Genomic DNA, 17,182 nt, shown 5'->3' on the forward strand with positions numbered 1-17,182 from the left:
GTAATTATCGCGCGGGCGTCAATCAGGCGCCGCGGCTCGCCTCGAACAGGAACCAGGCGCGTTCCTCGGCCTGGTCGGTCCAGTCGTCGAGCACGCCCGAGGTTGCGTTGTCCTTGGCTTCGTCGACAATGTCCTTCGCCTCGCGCAGCTGTTCGACCAGCTTCAGATTGTCCTCGCGCAGTTCGGCGAGCATCTCGGTGGCCGAAACAAACTCGGCGTCATTGTCGCGAATCGTCTGGCGACGCGCGATATCGCCGATCGAGCGCAGCGTCGTGCCGCCGGTCTTGCGCACGCGTTCGGCGATCTGGTCGGTCGTGCCCAGAATCTGCGTCGCCTGATCGTCGAGCATCAGGTGATAATCGCGGAAATGCGGGCCGGAGACGTGCCAGTGAAAATTCTTGGTCTTGAGATAGAGCGCATAGCTGTTCGCGAGGATGCCGTTCAGCGCATCGGCCACAGTCTGCGCGGCATTGCTGCCGATATCCGTCGGTGTTTTCAGCTTTTCCTTACCGCCCTTGCCCATATCTGCCTCCAAAGAAATGAATTTCGAGTCGGAATCATAACGAGTCCCGCCCCGAAAAGTCTCATGCAAATGCCGAATAACAGCAGCCGCTTTTTTCGATCATCCGGCAATCCCCGTATTTTTCGCACCTCGCCCCCATGATTTCACAGGATATTGCGGATAAATGGCGTTCAAGCGCGGCTTGTGCGCACCCACCGCTTGACAATATCGGCCGCTTGGCCCATCTGCCCGGCCTTGAAAGAGCGGCGGCGACGCCGCTTTTGTTTTTCTTGAGAATCGCAAAAGGGTTTTTGGGTCATGGCCAAGCCGACCACCGTCAAGATCAAGCTCGTCAGCTCGGAAGGCACCGGCTTCTTCTACGTTACCAAGAAGAATCCGCGGACCAAGACCGAGAAGCTTTCTTTCCGCAAGTATGATCCCGTCGCGCGCAAGCACGTCGAGTTCAAGGAAGCCAAGATCAAGTAAGCGCCCCGGCGCTTCCTGCCTTGAACAGCGGATGGCGTGGCGCATTGCGCTGCGCCTTTTGCTGTACCCGGACGATCCGGCCATATCGGCGGGGCGCTATTGCCCACGCCCGCTTTCTGATTCGTGCTTGCTGATGAACGCTCGGCTGATTCGGCCGCCCGCTCAGAGCAGCGCGGCAACCTGATCGACGAATCGCACCACTGAAATCGGTTTGGAGACATACGCCGCCGCCCCCAGCGCGCGGATTCGCTCCTCGTCGCCCTTTGCGGCATAGGCGGTCACCGCCATGATCGGGATCGTCTTCAGCTCCTCATCGGCCTTCAGCATCTCGATCAGCTCCACCCCGCTCACATGCGGCAGCTGGATATCCATGATGATCAGATCGGGCTTGAACGCCTGCGCGCGCGCCACCGCCTCGCGCCCGTCGCGAACGGGCTCGGCCACATAGTCATGCGCGCGCAAAAGGTCGCAGAACAGTTTCAGATTGAGTTCGTTGTCCTCGACAACGAGCACCCTTTTTGCCACTTCGGTCCAATCTCCCGGTTTCTTGGATGATCTAGGCGATGAAGGCCCCGGAAACAAATATTCAGAATGCTGAAGCGCTGGCCCTTTCGGCGCTTGTGTGGATCCTTGGGGATCAGCCCCGCGCCGAAAGGCTACTCACGCTGACCGGGCTTTCGCCCGACGATCTGCGCGCGCGCGCCGGCGATTCCGCGGTGCTCGCCGCGGTGCTCGGCTTTCTCGAGGCGCACGAACCCGATCTTGTCGCCTGTGCGGGCGATATCGACTGCAAGCCCGAAGCGCTCGTCACCGCGCGCCGCGCGCTCGACGGAGGACATTGGGAATGAGCCGGCCGCTGCTGATCACCGATTGCGACGAAGTGCTGCTCCACATGGTCACGCATTTCGGCGCTTGGCTCGATGAGGCGCACGACATCGAATTCTCGCCCGCTGGTGGCGATTTTTCCAGATCGATGCGCCGCCGTCTCGACGGCAGCTATGTCTCGCGCACCGAGATGTGGCCGCTGCTCGGCGGGTTTTTCGATACCGAGATGCACCGCCAGACCCTGGTGCCCCATGCGCGCGAGGCGCTGGCAGCGATCGGTGACTATGCCGATATCGTCGTCCTCACCAATCTCGAGGATCATCGCCAGCCGCACCGCGTGGCGCAGCTCGACGCCTTTGGCATCCGCCACCGCGTCGTCACCAATCAGGGCGGCAAGGGCGTGCCCGTCGCGCGGCTGCTCGACGAATATGGGCCGAGCGCGGCGGTGTTCGTCGACGATCTCGCGCATCATCACCAGTCGGTGGCGGAGGAAGCACCCGGCGTCTGGCGCATCCACATGATTTCCGAACCCAGCCTTGCGCCCATCGTCCCCCCGGCCGAGCACGCGCATGTCCGGATCGATGACTGGGTCGCCGCCGAACGCTGGATCACCGAAAAGCTGGGCTGAGCCGGCCGGGAAGTCTCAGCCGAGCGTCAGATAGATTTCGGCGATGATCACCCACTGGCCGCCCAACTCGCGCCATTTGGCGGTGTAATTGCCCGACGCGATCACCGTTCCGCTCGCCGCGTCCACGCCCTGCCACTGGCCATGCTCCAATGCGATCGGCTCGACGGTCGAGGGCACGATCGTCTCGGGCGTGCGCGCATAGACCACCCGCGCCGCCGCCGCGAACTCGCGCTTCCACGCCTGCAACTGCGCGGTGCGCCCGGTTATCACCGCGCTGTCGGTCCCCGTCACCAGCACCGCATGCTGCGCGAGCAGCGGCCCGATCGCCTTCAGATCGCCCTCGGCCAGCGCACGGTTGAACGCGGCGCGGCGCATGCGGATGGCAAGATCGGCGGGGTTGGTCATTGGCGCGGCCCTTCACGGATCGGATCAGACGGGATTCGGATGGCAACCCCATGCCGCCTTGGCCCGCAAAATCAACTCCTCGGGTCCCGGCGTGGACCAATTCCGGAGCTTGTAACCGCCCGCTTTCGCGCCAACGCATGAAGAGGCAGGACGTCCGGAAAGTCGGGTGTCCGGAAAGGCAGCTTTACCTCGGCCAAAAGGCCAAAGCGGCCGTTCAATTACGATATGCCTCGATGCTACTGTGTGAGCGGGATGGCCGGCTGCGTTAGCCAGTATGTCGACGTCTCATTTGAACACCAGAAGCCTTCGAACAACTCGTCGAGCCTGCTCCCGTCCAGTCTTTCGGCAGTCGCGAAAACCGCCGTATAGAAGCTGTCCCAGTGAACCCACACGAGTATGGATTGGTCCGGCGCGTAAATTCGCCTGATGCCCCACGATGACAAATCCGTTCGCCGATCCCAAGCTAGTTCACCGCCAAGTGTCGCAAGGGTTACGAGCCGTTCGTCATCCCCAAATTCATCCCCGACGAACACCTCGGAAACCCCCACTCGCTCAAATAGATCGATTAGGTTGGCTTGCATAATTGGCTGAAATCGCCCTTCGGTCGGGCGAAAGAGTGCATTCTGGTCGCAAAACTTTTTCAGTCGCTCGGCTGATGTTTGATCCTCCAAATCTTTTCTCAACCCGAGGATGATTGTTCTAAGCGCCTGGTCCAGTGCGCAATGATCGCTGAGCCCAGCGAGATGACAAATTTCTCGCCAGCTCACTTGATTGCCAAACCTAACCGCGATCTCATCGACTGAGCTTGCTGTTACCTCTTTGCCGTCCCGACGTTCTTCCGCTTCACCATCTACCCACTCAAGCAAGTCTACGTCAGGTGGTGCACTGGAACGTGGCAAAATCAACGTCCCGTATTCACATACCCCGGGATGAAGCCCCTCAATCGCAACAAATGGGTGAAGCGCTACGAAGCCGTGTGAAAACGCGCCACCAAACCATGGCAGCATTGGCGTATCGTCGGGAGGTCCAAATTTGGTGCGATCAGCGTCGTTCATTCCGGAGGTATATCGCTCTGCGCATAGGATGTCTGCTTTCGAGCTGCAGTGTTCAGGAGGCGAACGTCTACAATGTCGGTGAGCCCGGACAGTTCGGCTTGGGTGTCCACGCGCCCTAACATCCTCTGGCTCAATGCGCCCGCACGCCTTATGCCTGCGCACCGGGGAACAGACCGGCCGGCACGATCCGGGCGATAATGGGGGATGGATGGCATGCAGCACTGGTCCGAAAACGATATTCCGGATCTCTCGGGCACGCGCGCGCTGGTTACCGGCGCGGCGAGCGGAATCGGCTATGAAGCCGCCCGCGCCCTCGCGCAGAACGGCGCGCACGTCATCCTGGTCGATCGCAATGCCGAAGGCGGCCAGGCCGCGCGCGAGCGCATCCGCGGATTGAGCCCCAACGCCTCGGTCGAATTCCGGATGCTCGATCTCGGCCATCTCGAGTCGGTGCGCGATTTCGCAGGCACGCTTGCCGCCGAAGGCACGTCGCTCGATCTGCTGATCAACAATGCCGGCATCCAGCCGATCAGCGAGCGTCGCACCAGCGCCGACGGGTTCGAGCTCAGCTTCGCGATCGGCCATCTCGGCCATTTCGTGCTGACTGCGGGGCTCTTTCCGCTGCTGAGCCGCGCCGCCGCGCCGCGCGTCGTCACCGTCTCCAGCATGGTCCACGGCAAGGGCGCGCTCGATTGGGACGATCTCCAGCTCGAACGCGGCTATGCCGCGCAGCGCGCCTATAACCGCACCAAGCTCGCCAACCTCCTCTTCGCGCGCGAATTCCAGCGGCGGCTCGGCGCCGCGCAGAGCAAGGTGCGCAGCATCGCGGTCCATCCCGGCGTCGCGCAGACCGCGATCGGCGCCAACCGCCGCCAGCTCGGCAAATTCGGCCCCGGCGATTATCTCGTCAGCACGATCCTCAGCTTCGTCATGCCCTGGCTCGGCCAGCCCGCCCAGGCCGGCGCGCTCCCCACGCTCTACGCCGCCACCGCGCCCGACGCGCAAGCCGGCGGCTTTTACGGCCCCGGCGGCTTTGGCGAGATGAAAGGCCCCCCGGCCCCCGCCACGGTCAAACCCGCCGCCCAAAACCCCAAAGACGCCGAACGGCTCTGGACGCTGACCGAAGAACTGACGGAGACGCGGTTCGCGGTGTAACGGGGCACGCGGCCATCACCCGGCCACGGGCGCTTGGTTCCCCCCCTCGCCCAACCAGCGCCGGGCGCCTTCCTCGTCATCGGCGGCGAAGTGGCGGACATCGGGTTTGACCAGCGGCGCGGCGAGGCCGATCACCGAGGCGAGCCAGCCGGGGCCGCCCACCACCGCATAGCGCGACACCTTGCGCATCAGTTCGAACTTCATCTCGATATAGCGCCGGTCGACCATCACCGCCGGGTCGAACCCGTCATAGCGCGTGATCCGGCCGAGCAGCCGCACATCGCGGCGCTCGCCGATCGCGTCGCGCAGCTCGGTGAAGAAGTCGTCGAGCGCCGCGCGCGTCATCCGTCCGTCCAGCTCGAAGGCGATGAGGTCGGGCGATCCGGTCGACAGCAGCTTGAGCGGCGCGGGGCGGTTGAGCTCGCCCTCGCCCTTCGCCCAGGCGAGCGCCATCTCGCGCTGGTCGGGGGTGAACACCTCGTAATGGATGAAGGGCAGCACCGCGCTTTCGATCCGCGTCATCATGCGCAGCCAGCCCTGCTCGCTCACCACCGCCACGCGCCCGAACTGCTTGAGCCGCTTCAGATAATGGAGGCTATGCCCCAGATCGCTCTTCCACGCTTCACCGCTCAACCCCTGAAAATCCTCCACCTCGATGAACAGGTGGACGTCCTGCCCGCTGTCGAGCATCGCATCGAGTCGGCGCAGCGCCGCGTCGATATCGTCCTTCGACAGGCGGCCGGAAAAGCGGCCGGCAAAGACATTTTCGGGGGCGTCGATCTGGGTGAACATCGCTTTCACTCCTTTGGCGGCGATGGTGCCTCAACGCATGGCGCGCGCAAATAGGGGAAAGCCCTGTGCGAAAATCGGCGCGGACAGGGGGTTTGGACGGCGTGCGAGTCATCGCAGCTTATGATTTGATTTCCAATATTTTGGATATTGTCCACGTCGCGGGGCGCGACGCACAAAGCGTATAATTTACCGAGAATATGACAGTTTTGTGATTGCAAATTTTGCATCAGACGCGCGGACAAGTCACCTTTATGACGTGTTGAACCAAATCTTTTGCACGCCTAAATCGCCAGCATCCCGGTTCAGGGAAGCATAAAGAAAACGAGGAACCACCATGTATCGTAAGGTAATTCTTGCGGCCTCTGCGCTCGCCTTCGCCACGTCGGCTCACGCGGCCACCGAAACCGGCCCCTATGTCGGCGCCGCCGTCACGGTCGACTCGGTCAACATCGACCAGCCCGGCATCGACAGCGTCGGCTCCACCGGCGTCGGCGCCTCGGCCTTTGCCGGCTACAACGTCGCGCTCGGCAATGGCCTGTTCGTCGCCCCCGAAGCGAATATCGACCTCAACACCGCCGATGCGCACCTGACCAACGGCGTCGACACGCTGCGCTACCGCGCACGCTGGGGCTGGGGCGTCGGCGCCCGCGCGGGTTACGACATCTCGGACAGCACCGCCGCCTATGTCCGCGCCGGCTATGCCCGTGAGCAGATCCGCACCACCGTCACCGGCCTTTCGGACAAGACCTGGCTCGACGGCGTGCGCGTCGGCGGCGGCCTTGAAACCAAGGTTGCCCCGCATGTGAAGGTTCGCGCCGAATATAACTATGTCAATTACGACAAGGGCGTGAGCAACACCCAGGGCCTGCTGGGTCTCGTCTACGGCTTCTAAAAGCCTTGGGCGCGGCGCCCCCGCTTCCCCCCTCTTAGCGGAGCGTGGCGCCCGACGGACGGGCCGGAACGTAAATGTTCCGGCCCGTCTTCGTTTCCGGCCCGCTCAGGCGGCGATCCGCAGCGCGCCATCCGCGCTCACGCCGCGGTCGCGCCCGGCCAGCTTGGCGTCGTACAGCAATTTGTCGGCCAGCTCGAACGCGCGATCAAAATCGACCGGCGCGGCCGCGCCCGCGACCAGATCGACCACCCCCAGGCTTGCGGTAACCCGCCGCGTGATGATCGGCACCCGGCGCGCGACAACCGTTTCGATCGCCCGCCGCCGGCGTTCGGCCTGCGCATGCGCATCCTTCCCCCGCACCAGCAGGACGAATTCCTCGCCACCCATGCGAAAGGCCTGCACATCATGGCTCGGCTGCAGCGCCTCGGCGGTCGCCTTCAGCACCATATCGCCCACGCCGTGGCCATAATCGTCGTTGATCGCCTTGAAATGATCGAGGTCGAGCATCGCCATGCTGGTAAAGCCGCTCGCGTAGAGTTCCTGGAAATGCGTCTCGATCGCGCGCCGGTTGAGCAGACCGGTCAGCGCATCGCGCTCGGCCAGCCGCTCGAGCAAGGCCGCCTCGGTCCGCGCACGGTCGCGCTGGTCCTTCAGCGCCATGAAGCGATCCGCCACGCCCATCGCGGTCGACAGCACCTCGAACACGCAGCCGAAATAGAAAAGCATCATCGCATCATGATTGTCGAGCGTGGGCACCAGCCCGGTGATCAGCCGCGTCAGCCCGACCAGCACCATCGGCGCCCAGCCCACCGCCTGGAACTTCGCCGCACGGCTCCCGCGCAGCAGCGCATCGATCATCGCGCAGACGAAGATCAGCAAGATGGGCGCGAACGCCGCGGTATAGAGCGTCGATTGCACCGGGCGCGCGACGAACGGAAAGGCGGCGTGGAAGCCACTCAGCGCCGCCGCGCTGAGCGCGCACCACGGCAAGGCGCGCCGCAGCCAGGGGTGCATCCGCCCCGGCTCGATGAAACCATAGGTGAACATCGCCCCCGCCGCGACCGAAAGCCCGAAGATCAGCGTCGCCATCCAGCTCAGCGTCATCACCGGCACATCGACAAGCGCCGCCGCCAGCCCCGAGGAAACGACCACCGTCGCCAGCAGCGTAACCGCCAGCGCCGAATGCCACAGCACGAACGGCTCGCGCAGAACCCGGTAAAAGGCCGCGTTGAACATCAGCGGCATCGCGAGCATCCCGCACAGTGCCGCGAGGAGCAGCAGCTTGCGCAGATGATCCGCGCCGTCCGCCGGATCGGCGGGGGCGAGATAGGCCCGCTCCAGCGTCATGCGGTGGCTCGGCCGGTCGAACGCGACGATCAGCTGCCGCGTTTCGACGGATATCTCGGGCAGCACGATGCGGAACTGGCCATCGGCCTTCGAATTCTGCCAGGCGCCGGGCTCAATCGCCGTCTCGCGCATCCCCCCATCGGCGTCCAGCATCAGGACATGCACCCGCTCCAGCGCGGCGCGCCGCGTCAACAGATAGCGCGGTGGCACACCCCCGGCCGCAAGCTCGAAACGCAGGAGAACCCGTTCGTCCTCAATCGAAAAAGCCCGCCCGTCGCAGTGCCAGCGCACGGCCGACCCTGCCACCGCACCGAGGCTTTCGGCCAACGCCCCCGAGGCCCAGCAACCGCTGCGCGTCTCCAACACCGCCCCCCGCGCGGACGCCGGCGTCACCCCCGCCAACGCCAGAAAGGTTAGCAGGAAAACAGTCACCAGAAGATGGCGGACACGCTCGCACATGCCCCGCCCCTATCAAAAAATGCTTAGGGGCGGGTTAAGTTTGTTAATTTTTCAGAGTTGCTGCGCCTCAGCCGATGCCGCCGCGCTCACAGAATTCGGCCCGATGCCAAGCAAGATAAGGCGCATGTGACGTGCACACCCCGATACGACGATCCGGATCACAGCCAAGGGCAAGCAAATCGTCCTTACTAATGTCAGGGCCCAATAGCATGTCACCCGCGTCGCTGAATGAAATAAGGAAGCGGTCGAACAGCGCGTCAACATTGGCGACGAGCAGCAGCCCATTGAAACGGTCGAGCCGCTCAACATTGGAGGCCACGCGCCAGGGTTTGATATGCGATGCGCGCAGCGCCGGGCGAATTGCACAGTCTGTAACGCAGCATCGCGCATTCCACTGATCAAAAAGGGCCTCGCGGAAGGCCCCCTGGCCGACGCGAGCCTGAATGAGCTGATCCTTTTGGGTCACGGTGAGTACGGGGTCATCCATCACCCGCTGCTGGACGAGAAGGTCGAGCCGGTTACGGATTTCAGCGGTCAGCCAGTATTTGCGGGCGACGCCGAACGCCCCAGTCGATAGCGGCGTGAAGCCCAACCGAAGGCAGAAGCGGCGATATTCGTCCTCGAGCACCGGTTCGAGCACTGGAGGATGACCAATGATCGCGTTGATCGCACGATTGGTTAATCGCCCATCGCGTGCCTCATTGGCAGCGTGCTTTCCAAAACTGTTGTCGGCATAGCCGATGAAGCGTGACGGGGCGAATGCGATGCCATCCGCTGTCGTATAAGGAAGAAAACAGGTGCCGCGCCTGAGGAGGCCGAGGTACGCCATGTAGTCATCGGTCTGATGCTCGACACGCACAGCCTCCAGCATTGTCACGTTGGCGCACAATTGTTCGAAACGGGAGACCAATTTGATCTTCGCATCGTTCGCTACAGCATCAACCTCGGCGCGCGCAGCATTGCAGAGCTCAACGAAACGTGCAGTGGTGCGGCGAATACGTTCGGGCGGATCGTCAAGGCTCGCAACTAAGAACCATGTTCGAGCTGCGGCTCGGCCCGTCGCCACCAATGGCACGGCTTCAAGTCCGGTCAACTCGGCGAACTGCTGTTCACGGACATCCGGCGCAGAGCGACGGCCGCGTAGCCAGCCTTGACGCAACAGATGCAACCCGCCGTTTGCATCGCGTGCGATACCAGACAAACGGTTATAATCACCGGCGATCGGTGGTGCGTTGATCTCAACCGCCCACTCGTCACCAGTCGGATCGAGACCAAGCTTTACATCGCAACCAGTCGCGCGGTGGCGCGCCTGCAGCCAGACCGAGTGGTTGGAGATTCTCCGAATTGCACCATCTATGGGATCGGTGCCGAGCGCCTCATGCCAGCGCTGGAACGCACGACGAGAAATTTCAGGATCGGTGATAAGACTCATCTGCGGTTTGATTAGCCCCAGCGTTTGCGCAAGCGCATCATACCCCGGTTCGAACGCGCCGATCTGCTCGCACGACCAGTCGACCAACCCCTCGAAAGACATGGCAAGCCCAATCTTGGCTGGGATGAGGGCGGCGAAGGGCGAGAGATGATTGTCGTGGTGGCGTAACTCATCGTAGACACGACGCGTCGCGGTTCCGTTGATCTGGACGGTATCGAGTTTGACGCAGAACTCACCGGACTCGCCTATCCCAACTGTATAGGCCAACTCCTTGGGCGCGTCAGGTCGCGGATAGATGCGCGCCCAAGTATAGGGCTTGAAGCGCTGCGCCATATCAGTTGGGCGCGAGAGCTTGCGAACGAATCCTTCCGGAAAGAGCCGAGCCTGCACCGCGCGCGCCCAGTCCGCCGTCGCCTCATAGCTTTCGACCAACATATTGTAGGCAGCGTCCTGTTCCTGATCGCCCCTCTTACGCTCCAACCGGCTCAGTTTCGCTAGCAGTTCGAAATGCTCAGCGCGGATCCCATGATCCATTCAACATCTCCCGCACTTGATATGTGACCGCTTTATGCACTGGAGCGGCAAGGCGTGGCCCACTCAAACCATTAATCGCCGTGATATGAACGATGTCATTTTCGGAGCGCATGAAGGAGCCACACAACTGGAATGAAGGTAATGCCGACGGCAACCATCGCCACAGTAATGATTCAGCACCCCCTCAAACGCTCATGAAATCGGGATAGCGCCCCAGCAATTCGCCGAATTCATTGTCCGAGACATTGAACTCGAAATATTGCGCGTCGGGCGTCTGGCGCAGGCCGTAGACATTGTCCCACGACCAGCCCGGCGCGCCGTTTTGGGGGTGGATTTCCCAGCGTATATGGCAGAGCGCGGAACCGCCCGAGACGGGTTCCACGCGGTGCTCCGCCATGCGGATATCGACGCCGAGCCCGCTGCGTTCGAACCGGTCGAGATGCGCCTGCACCGCGGCATCGGCATCGGCGCGGTCTTCCATGCGCGAGACATGGCCGAGCGTGAACGACACATAGGGAAAGCCGTAATGGTCGACGAGCCGCCCCGCGCCGCCCGTTGCCATCGCCTCGCCATAAGACCGGCAGAAAGCCGCCGCGCGTTCAAGATCCATCATCCTCTCCCCTATTTCTCTGCTTTGCGCGCGATCAGACCGGCGGCCCGGGGCAAAGGCAAGCGCGCAGACTGTCGCGGAGCGCTCATGCCGCGCGCCCGCCCCAGGCGCGCCCTGCCCCCGCCCCCTGCCCCGCCCGCTGCCCTTCCCCCCTTGCCCCGCCGCCGCCCGCGCCCCATCTGCCATTTTTGCGGAACGAAGCGCCGCGCGCGGCCTTGCGCGGCGGGAACAAATCTGGAACACACACGCCCATGCTGACTCATATTTCGGTGCGCGGCGCGCGCGAGCACAATCTCAAGGGCGTGGATGTCGAGATTCCGCGCGATACGCTCACCGTCATCACGGGGCTTTCGGGTTCGGGCAAATCCTCGCTCGCCTTCGACACCATCTATGCCGAGGGGCAGCGCCGCTATGTCGAGTCGCTCTCGGCCTATGCGCGCCAGTTCCTCGAGCTGATGCAAAAGCCCGATGTCGACCATATCGAGGGGCTCTCCCCCGCGATCTCGATCGAGCAGAAGACAACGTCGCGCAACCCGCGCTCGACGGTCGCCACCGTCACCGAGATCTATGACTATATGCGCCTGCTCTGGGCGCGCGTCGGCATTCCCTACAGCCCCGCGACCGGCGAGCCGATCGCCGCGCAGACCGTCAGCCAGATGGTCGACCGGGTGATGGCGCTGCCCGAAGGCACGCGCGCCTATCTGCTCGCCCCCGTCGTGCGCGGGCGTAAAGGCGAATATCGCAAGGAACTCGCCGAATGGCAGAAGGCGGGCTTTACCCGCGTGCGCATCGACGGCGAATTCCACGAGATCGAGGACGCCCCCGCGCTCGACAAGAAATACAAGCACGATATCGAGGTCGTGGTCGACCGCGTCGCGGTCCGCCCCGGCATGGAAACCCGGCTCGCCGACAGTTTCGAAACCGCATTGAAGCTTGCCGAGGGGCTGGCCTTTATCGACTTGGCCGACGGCGTCGTTCCGGGGCGCGAGGGGGAGGCCGAGGCCGGCGGCCAGATGAAGGGCGCAGGGATTCCCGCCAACCGCATCGTCTTTTCCGAAAAATTCGCCTGCCCCGTCTCGGGCTTCACCATCGCCGAGATTGAACCACGGCTCTTTTCGTTCAACGCGCCGCAGGGCGCCTGCCCGGCGTGCGACGGGCTCGGTGAAAAGCTGTTGTTCGACGAGGATCTCGTCGTCCCCAACCATGCGCTCTCGCTCAAAAAGGGCGCGGTCGTCCCCTGGGCCAAGTCCAACCCGCCCAGCCCCTATTATATGCAGGTGCTCGGCTCGCTCTCGCGCGAATTCGGCTTCTCGCTCGACACCCCCTGGGCCGATCTGCCGGGCGAGGTGCGGCTGATCATCCTCCACGGCACCGGCGGCAAGCCCGTGACGCTCCGGTTCGAGGACGGCAAGAAAAGCTATGAGGTGAGCAAGCCCTTCGAAGGCGTGATCGGTAATCTCAACCGTCGCCTGCTCCAGACCGAAAGCGCGTGGATGCGCGAGGAACTGGGCAAGTACCAGTCGTCCGCCCCGTGCGAGGTGTGCCACGGCGCCCGCCTCAAGCCCGAAGCGCTGGCCGTCAAGGTCGGCCGCTCGACGATCAGCGACGCGGTCCGCCTCTCGGTGGTCGACGCGCTCGCCTTCTTCACCGCGCTCCCCGAAAAGCTGGGGGACCAGCAACGCCAGATCGCCGAGCGTATCTTGAAGGAAATCGTCGAGCGGCTGGGATTTCTCAACAATGTCGGGCTCGATTATCTCAACCTCGACCGCACCAGCGGCACCTTGTCGGGCGGAGAAAGCCAGCGCATCCGGCTTGCGAGCCAAATAGGTTCGGGATTGTCCGGCGTTTTGTACGTTCTGGATGAGCCGAGCATCGGCCTCCACCAGCGCGACAATGATCGCCTGCTCGAAACGCTGAAACGCCTGCGCGATCTCGGCAACACCGTCCTCGTCGTCGAGCATGACGAGGATGCGATCCGCACCGCCGATCATGTCATCGATATGGGGCCGGGTGCCGGCGTCCATGGCGGCCGCATCGTGGCGGAGGGCAAGCTTGCCGATATCCTTTCCAACGAAGAAAGCCTGACCGGCGATTATCTCGCGGGCCGCCGCGCGGTGCCCGTCCCGGCCAAACGCCGCAAGGGCTCGGGCAAGAAGCTCACCGTCCACGGCGCCACCGCGAACAATCTGCAAAACGTCACCGCGTCGATTCCCTTGGGCACCTTCACCTGCATCACCGGCGTCTCGGGCTCGGGCAAGTCGAGCTTCACGATCGACACGCTCTACGCCGCCAGCGCGCGCGCGCTCAACGGCGCGCGGATCATCGCGGGCAAGCACGACAAGGTCTCCGGGCTCGAGCATCTCGACAAGGTGATCGACATCGATCAATCACCCATCGGCCGCACGCCGCGCTCGAACCCTGCCACCTATACCGGCGCGTTCACCAATATCCGCGACTGGTTTGCCGGGCTGCCCGAGGCCGAGGCGCGCGGCTACAAGCCCGGGCGCTTCAGCTTCAACGTCAAGGGCGGCCGGTGCGAGGCGTGCCAGGGCGACGGCGTGCTCAAGATCGAGATGCACTTCCTCCCCGACGTCTACGTCACCTGCGATGTCTGCCACGGCGCGCGCTACAACCGCGAAACATTGGAGGTGAAGTTCAAGGGCAAGTCGATCGCCGATGTGCTCGACATGACGGTCGAGGACGCCGCCGAATTCTTCAAGGCCGTGCCCCCCATCCGCGACAAGATGGCGATGCTCGCCGAGGTCGGGCTCGGCTATGTCAAGGTCGGCCAGCAGGCGACGACGCTCTCGGGCGGCGAGGCGCAGCGCGTCAAGCTCGCCAAGGAACTCGCGCGCCGCGCCACCGGCAACACGCTCTACATCCTCGACGAACCCACCACCGGCCTCCATTTCGAGGATGTCCGCAAACTCCTCGAAGTCCTCCACGCGCTCGTCGAACAGGGCAACAGCGTCGTCGTGATCGAGCATAATCTCGACGTCATCAAGACCGCCGACTGGATCATCGACCTAGGGCCCGAAGGCGGTGTCAAGGGCGGAGAAATCGTCGCCGAAGGCCCGCCCGAGAAGGTCGCCGAAAACCCGCGCAGCTTCACGGGGCACTATCTCAAGCCGCTGTTAGAGCGCGGCAGCGAGCGGGTGGCGGCGGAGTGATTCCGATTTTCGCAGTTACGACGTTGTATCCACCCGCCCGGGAAATTACGGCGTCGTTGCTGAGACTCAGCTAATCACAAAGCCCTATTTCGCGGCATAGCTTGCGACAAACCTCGTCAATCACCCGCGTCATACCGAGGACCGCATCAACCGCGCGCTGCAACCTGCCTACAAGCCTTTCGCCAAAGAGTTCATAAAGAAAGGCCGCGATGCCTTCGGTGGCCAGCGCGGCAATCAGTTGATCCGCCGCGGCGCTGATCACCTCGCCCGGCGTCGGGATGCCGATTGCGGCAAGCGCGGCGCGAAACGCCGCCTTGAGCGATTTTCGGCAGACGGTACACGAAAGGTCGGCCGTCGCCTCGTCATAGTGACGGCGCGCCCAACCGACGAACACGCGAAAGCGTTCCCCCGCCCGCCCGAACAGACCGATGCGCAGCGTCTCGACGCCCTCGTTTATGGGCCCGGCAAAGACTGCAACATCGGACAGTACGTCCGCCAGGTCAGGGGAGTTGATACCCTCGTTGATCGCTTCGAACGGCGCGCCGTCCTGCGCCTCTAGCCGCTCAATCAGGACAAGAGCATGGCCAAAATTGCCGTCTGCGGGCGGAGGTAGCGCGATGCGGATACTGGCCTCGCCTTGCGCATCCAGACGAAGTTCAAACTCGTTGATGAAGTGCATCACCGCCTGCCCCCTCTGCACCAAGTTTCGCCGACATCGCCCGCTACAGCCCCAGCCCCTGCTTGTTGACGGCATCGCGCGCGGCTTCGACCGCTGCGCCCTGTTGCGCCTGTGCGGCCTGCGTCATCTCGGCCACCGCCGCCTGGCTCGTGATCGCGACGTTGAAGTTCGATGCCAACGCGGGGTTCTGGTTGTTCGCGCCGATCTCGTAGGACACGACGTTCAGGCACGGCATCACCCGGTCGGTCGTGATATTGTGGCTCGCGCATTGCCCGTAGCTTGAATTGTCCTGCGTTATCCGCTGCCCGTCGCGCGAGCGCACGATCCGGCCCCAGCGGCCGCCCGCCTGCGTATCGAACCCACCATATTTGGCGGCCAGTTCCTTTTCGATGCTGTCCACCGGCAATTCCTTGCCCGCGGTATATTCGGTGCGGCGATCAACATGGACCACCCGTTCCTGCCCCGCCGGCCCGACCAGCCAGACATTGACCTTCTCCAGCCCGGTATCGGCATAAACGTCGACGCGCGGCATGGATCCGCCCCCGGGCAAGCTGACCGTGCTGTTTCGGCTGTTGATCGCAAAGCTGGCATTCTTGCACTGGAGCACATTGCGCACTTGCTCGGCCGTCATGCCCTGGCGAATCCCCATGATGTCGTCCGCGGGCTGCCCTTCGGGCGCGGTCTGCCCCTTCACCGTATCGCAATCGACCTTCGGCGCCGCGACAGCGGGGGCCGCCGCGACATCGACCACCTCGGCCGGAACGCCGCCATTTGCGGCCTCGGTTGCATTGTCGCCGCCACCGCCACAGCCTGAAAGGACAAGCAATCCACCCCAGAGGATCATCTCGCTGCGCATGTCTCACTCCTTTCGGATCAGGGATACGCAAGCCACTTGCCGAGACGCCACGCCGCCATCGGCGCCCATGCGCTGCCCGGATATGGCACCGCACCGGGGCCCGCACGTCCGGCTGCGCGGCGAAGGACGCCGGGCCAGCGTGGCGTGGGTCGTTGCCCCATGGCAACAAGGTGCCGTGAACGTGCGGACGATGCAATGCCCGCGCCCTGTGGGAAAATAGCCATTACGCCCCGATCGGGCATGATGAACCCGGACCCAGGATCGCCCGCCACCGCGACGGGGATCGACAACGGGGGTCGGGAGACGGCCATTCCCGGCTATTCGGCGTCGCGTGCGCCCTCGGGCTTGTTGGTGTCGACCACCGCGTCGAGATGATCGGCATCGTCCTCAATCTCGTCGGAATCGGCGTCGCCGCCCAGATCGGGGAGCAGGTCGGTCTGGATCAGCCCTTCGGCCGGGCCCTCGCTTTCCACCTCCAGCATCTGCGCGCGCTGCTTTTCGTCGTAATCGTCCTTGATCCAGCCGGGTTTGTTCTTGCCGTTCAGCGCCGCGCGGGTGGGTGCATCGCCAAATGCCGTCGCCGCGTCCCTGAATTCCTCTTCCACCTGCTTGCGGTCGATCGCCACTGGCACCTCCACGGTCGGCCCGCCGCCGGCCGGCGCGGCCCTGCCCCGCCCTTATACCACAATTTGCCGAAATGCGTGCGCGGGCACCTGTGGATAACATCGGGGATTATGGGGATAAGTTTGCGCCTGTGCCCCGCCCCCTCGCGAATCACGCCCGCCCTGCTGCGGCCCCACCCGCCGCGCCGCGCGCGCACGACGTGACGTCACACCGGCTTTTTTCGCATGATTTCCAGTGCTTCTGTTGTTGTGCTGGGTTCATGCAACCCCAGCCACTATGGCTGCGTTGAAGGGGGGGTCTCATAAGACCACAAGAATCAAAGGGAATTTGTCATGCGTAAATTCATGCTCGCGCTCGGTGCCGTTTCGCTCGCCATCCCCGCGTCGATGGCGCTGCCGCTCACCGTAGACAAGGCGGAAGCACGCAAGCACCATCGCTACAAGGAATGGCGCGGCCGTGACGGTCGTACCTATTGCCGCAAGTCCGACGGCACCACCGGCCTCATCGTCGGCGGCGTCGGCGGCGCGCTGCTCGGCCGTGCGGTCGACACGCGCGGCGATCGCGCCACCGGCACCATCGTCGGCGCCGCCGCCGGCGCGCTCATCGGCAAGGAAATCGACAGCAAGCGCCGCTGCCGCTGATCGGCCTTTTGCTGCGCCGTTCGGGTCGCAAGCGCGTTCGGCCAACAGGTTGAAAAGGGGCGGGTGCCGGGGGCATCCGCCCTTTTTGCG

The 17,182-nt window shown here is 63.7% G+C and carries 18 protein-coding genes; 7 read left to right on the forward strand and 11 right to left on the reverse strand.

All coding sequences use genetic code 11. The features are described 5' to 3' along the window. Positions 1-22 precede the first annotated feature (22 nt). A complete protein-coding gene (locus QYC26_RS07435; protein ID WP_317514756.1) occupies positions 23-523 on the reverse strand; it encodes a DNA starvation/stationary phase protection protein in 501 nt (166 codons plus the stop codon). A 297-nt stretch (positions 524-820) separates the two neighbouring features. On the opposite strand from QYC26_RS07435, the gene rpmG reads away from it, so the two are divergent. Continuing rightward, the gene (gene rpmG, locus QYC26_RS07440) at positions 821-988 is read left to right on the forward strand and encodes a 50S ribosomal protein L33 (RefSeq protein ID WP_119760738.1); all 168 of its coding nucleotides are present in this window, start codon (positions 821-823) and stop codon (positions 986-988) included. Between the two features lie 162 nt (positions 989-1,150). Here the strand turns inward: rpmG and QYC26_RS07445 are convergent, their stop codons facing one another. After that, positions 1,151-1,513 carry a response regulator gene (locus QYC26_RS07445; RefSeq protein ID WP_317514757.1) on the reverse strand — a complete coding sequence of 121 codons (363 nt, stop codon included), beginning with the start codon at positions 1,511-1,513 and terminating at the stop codon, positions 1,151-1,153. A 38-nt stretch (positions 1,514-1,551) separates the two neighbouring features. Here QYC26_RS07445 and QYC26_RS07450 point away from each other — a divergent pair, with 38 nt between their 5' ends. Continuing rightward, entirely contained in the window at positions 1,552-1,836 is a 285-nt protein-coding gene (locus QYC26_RS07450) for a DUF3572 domain-containing protein (protein ID WP_317514758.1), read from the forward strand. Beyond that, entirely contained in the window at positions 1,833-2,441 is a 609-nt protein-coding gene (locus QYC26_RS07455; protein ID WP_317514759.1) for an HAD family hydrolase, read from the forward strand. Before QYC26_RS07450 ends, QYC26_RS07455 begins: the two co-directional genes overlap by 4 nt. A 15-nt stretch (positions 2,442-2,456) precedes the next feature. Here QYC26_RS07455 and QYC26_RS07460 read toward each other — a convergent pair whose 3' ends face one another. Then, positions 2,457-2,846: a nuclear transport factor 2 family protein gene (locus QYC26_RS07460; RefSeq protein WP_317514760.1), complete on the reverse strand. Its 390-nt coding sequence runs from the start codon at positions 2,844-2,846 to the stop codon at positions 2,457-2,459. Positions 2,847-3,082: 236 nt separating this feature from the next. After that, complete coding sequence (locus QYC26_RS07465) at positions 3,083-3,901, reverse strand: DUF2711 family protein (protein WP_317514761.1); 819 nt, start codon at positions 3,899-3,901, stop codon at positions 3,083-3,085. Between the two features lie 213 nt (positions 3,902-4,114). Here QYC26_RS07465 and QYC26_RS07470 point away from each other — a divergent pair, with 213 nt between their 5' ends. Beyond that, entirely contained in the window at positions 4,115-5,056 is a 942-nt protein-coding gene (locus tag QYC26_RS07470; protein WP_317514762.1) for an oxidoreductase, read from the forward strand. Positions 5,057-5,071: 15 nt separating this feature from the next. Here QYC26_RS07470 and QYC26_RS07475 read toward each other — a convergent pair whose 3' ends face one another. Further along, complete coding sequence (locus QYC26_RS07475) at positions 5,072-5,848, reverse strand: STAS/SEC14 domain-containing protein (protein ID WP_317514763.1); 777 nt, start codon at positions 5,846-5,848, stop codon at positions 5,072-5,074. A 334-nt stretch (positions 5,849-6,182) separates the two neighbouring features. Between QYC26_RS07475 and QYC26_RS07480 the strand changes: the two genes are divergently transcribed. Continuing rightward, positions 6,183-6,740, forward strand: a complete 558-nt coding sequence (locus QYC26_RS07480) for a porin family protein (protein WP_317514764.1) — start codon at positions 6,183-6,185, stop codon at positions 6,738-6,740. A 105-nt stretch (positions 6,741-6,845) separates the two neighbouring features. Here the strand turns inward: QYC26_RS07480 and QYC26_RS07485 are convergent, their stop codons facing one another. From QYC26_RS07485 to QYC26_RS07495, 3 genes are all read right to left on the reverse strand, one after another. Continuing rightward, complete coding sequence (locus QYC26_RS07485) at positions 6,846-8,546, reverse strand: diguanylate cyclase (RefSeq protein ID WP_317514765.1); 1,701 nt, start codon at positions 8,544-8,546, stop codon at positions 6,846-6,848. Positions 8,547-8,613: 67 nt separating this feature from the next. Beyond that, positions 8,614-10,512: an HNH endonuclease gene (locus QYC26_RS07490; protein WP_317514766.1), complete on the reverse strand. Its 1,899-nt coding sequence runs from the start codon at positions 10,510-10,512 to the stop codon at positions 8,614-8,616. 184 nt (positions 10,513-10,696) lie between these two features. Next, positions 10,697-11,125: a hypothetical protein gene (locus QYC26_RS07495; RefSeq protein ID WP_317514767.1), complete on the reverse strand. Its 429-nt coding sequence runs from the start codon at positions 11,123-11,125 to the stop codon at positions 10,697-10,699. 248 nt (positions 11,126-11,373) lie between these two features. On the opposite strand from QYC26_RS07495, the gene uvrA reads away from it, so the two are divergent. Then, positions 11,374-14,292 (forward strand): excinuclease ABC subunit UvrA, encoded by a 2,919-nt coding sequence (gene uvrA, locus QYC26_RS07500; protein ID WP_317514768.1) that lies wholly within the window; start codon positions 11,374-11,376, stop codon positions 14,290-14,292. A 70-nt stretch (positions 14,293-14,362) separates the two neighbouring features. Here the strand turns inward: uvrA and QYC26_RS07505 are convergent, their stop codons facing one another. The 3 genes from QYC26_RS07505 to QYC26_RS07515 form a co-directional block, all read right to left on the reverse strand. Then, entirely contained in the window at positions 14,363-14,971 is a 609-nt protein-coding gene (locus QYC26_RS07505; protein WP_317514769.1) for a hypothetical protein, read from the reverse strand. A gap of 43 nt (positions 14,972-15,014) precedes the next feature. Further along, positions 15,015-15,827 (reverse strand): hypothetical protein, encoded by an 813-nt coding sequence (locus tag QYC26_RS07510; protein WP_317514770.1) that lies wholly within the window; start codon positions 15,825-15,827, stop codon positions 15,015-15,017. A 317-nt stretch (positions 15,828-16,144) separates the two neighbouring features. After that, a complete protein-coding gene (locus tag QYC26_RS07515) occupies positions 16,145-16,453 on the reverse strand; it encodes a hypothetical protein (RefSeq protein WP_317514771.1) in 309 nt (102 codons plus the stop codon). A 330-nt stretch (positions 16,454-16,783) separates the two neighbouring features. Here QYC26_RS07515 and QYC26_RS07520 point away from each other — a divergent pair, with 330 nt between their 5' ends. Continuing rightward, positions 16,784-17,092: a glycine zipper 2TM domain-containing protein gene (locus QYC26_RS07520; RefSeq protein WP_317514772.1), complete on the forward strand. Its 309-nt coding sequence runs from the start codon at positions 16,784-16,786 to the stop codon at positions 17,090-17,092. Positions 17,093-17,182: the final 90 nt, after the last annotated feature.

It is taken from the genome of Sphingomonas sp. C3-2, from assembly GCF_033025475.1.
Lineage (GTDB): Bacteria > Pseudomonadota > Alphaproteobacteria > Sphingomonadales > Sphingomonadaceae > Sphingobium_A.

Excerpts from the sequence above, each read along its gene's own strand:
- QYC26_RS07490 (WP_317514766.1), bottom strand. The coding sequence starts at position 10,512 with ATGGATCATGGGATCCGCGCTGAGCATTTCGAACTGCTAGCGAAACTG.
- QYC26_RS07510 (WP_317514770.1), bottom strand. The coding sequence starts at position 15,827 with ATGCGCAGCGAGATGATCCTCTGGGGTGGATTGCTTGTCCTTTCAGGC.
- QYC26_RS07450 (WP_317514758.1), top strand. The coding sequence starts at position 1,552 with ATGAAGGCCCCGGAAACAAATATTCAGAATGCTGAAGCGCTGGCCCTT.
- QYC26_RS07480 (WP_317514764.1), top strand. The coding sequence starts at position 6,183 with ATGTATCGTAAGGTAATTCTTGCGGCCTCTGCGCTCGCCTTCGCCACG.
- QYC26_RS07495 (WP_317514767.1), bottom strand. The coding sequence starts at position 11,125 with ATGATGGATCTTGAACGCGCGGCGGCTTTCTGCCGGTCTTATGGCGAG.
- QYC26_RS07520 (WP_317514772.1), top strand. The coding sequence starts at position 16,784 with ATGCGTAAATTCATGCTCGCGCTCGGTGCCGTTTCGCTCGCCATCCCC.
- uvrA (WP_317514768.1), top strand. The coding sequence starts at position 11,374 with ATGCTGACTCATATTTCGGTGCGCGGCGCGCGCGAGCACAATCTCAAG.
- QYC26_RS07485 (WP_317514765.1), bottom strand. The coding sequence starts at position 8,546 with ATGTGCGAGCGTGTCCGCCATCTTCTGGTGACTGTTTTCCTGCTAACC.
- rpmG (WP_119760738.1), top strand. The coding sequence starts at position 821 with ATGGCCAAGCCGACCACCGTCAAGATCAAGCTCGTCAGCTCGGAAGGC.
- QYC26_RS07505 (WP_317514769.1), bottom strand. The coding sequence starts at position 14,971 with ATGCACTTCATCAACGAGTTTGAACTTCGTCTGGATGCGCAAGGCGAG.
- QYC26_RS07455 (WP_317514759.1), top strand. The coding sequence starts at position 1,833 with ATGAGCCGGCCGCTGCTGATCACCGATTGCGACGAAGTGCTGCTCCAC.
- QYC26_RS07475 (WP_317514763.1), bottom strand. The coding sequence starts at position 5,848 with ATGTTCACCCAGATCGACGCCCCCGAAAATGTCTTTGCCGGCCGCTTT.
- QYC26_RS07470 (WP_317514762.1), top strand. The coding sequence starts at position 4,115 with ATGCAGCACTGGTCCGAAAACGATATTCCGGATCTCTCGGGCACGCGC.
- QYC26_RS07435 (WP_317514756.1), bottom strand. The coding sequence starts at position 523 with ATGGGCAAGGGCGGTAAGGAAAAGCTGAAAACACCGACGGATATCGGC.
- QYC26_RS07465 (WP_317514761.1), bottom strand. The coding sequence starts at position 3,901 with ATGAACGACGCTGATCGCACCAAATTTGGACCTCCCGACGATACGCCA.
- QYC26_RS07460 (WP_317514760.1), bottom strand. The coding sequence starts at position 2,846 with ATGACCAACCCCGCCGATCTTGCCATCCGCATGCGCCGCGCCGCGTTC.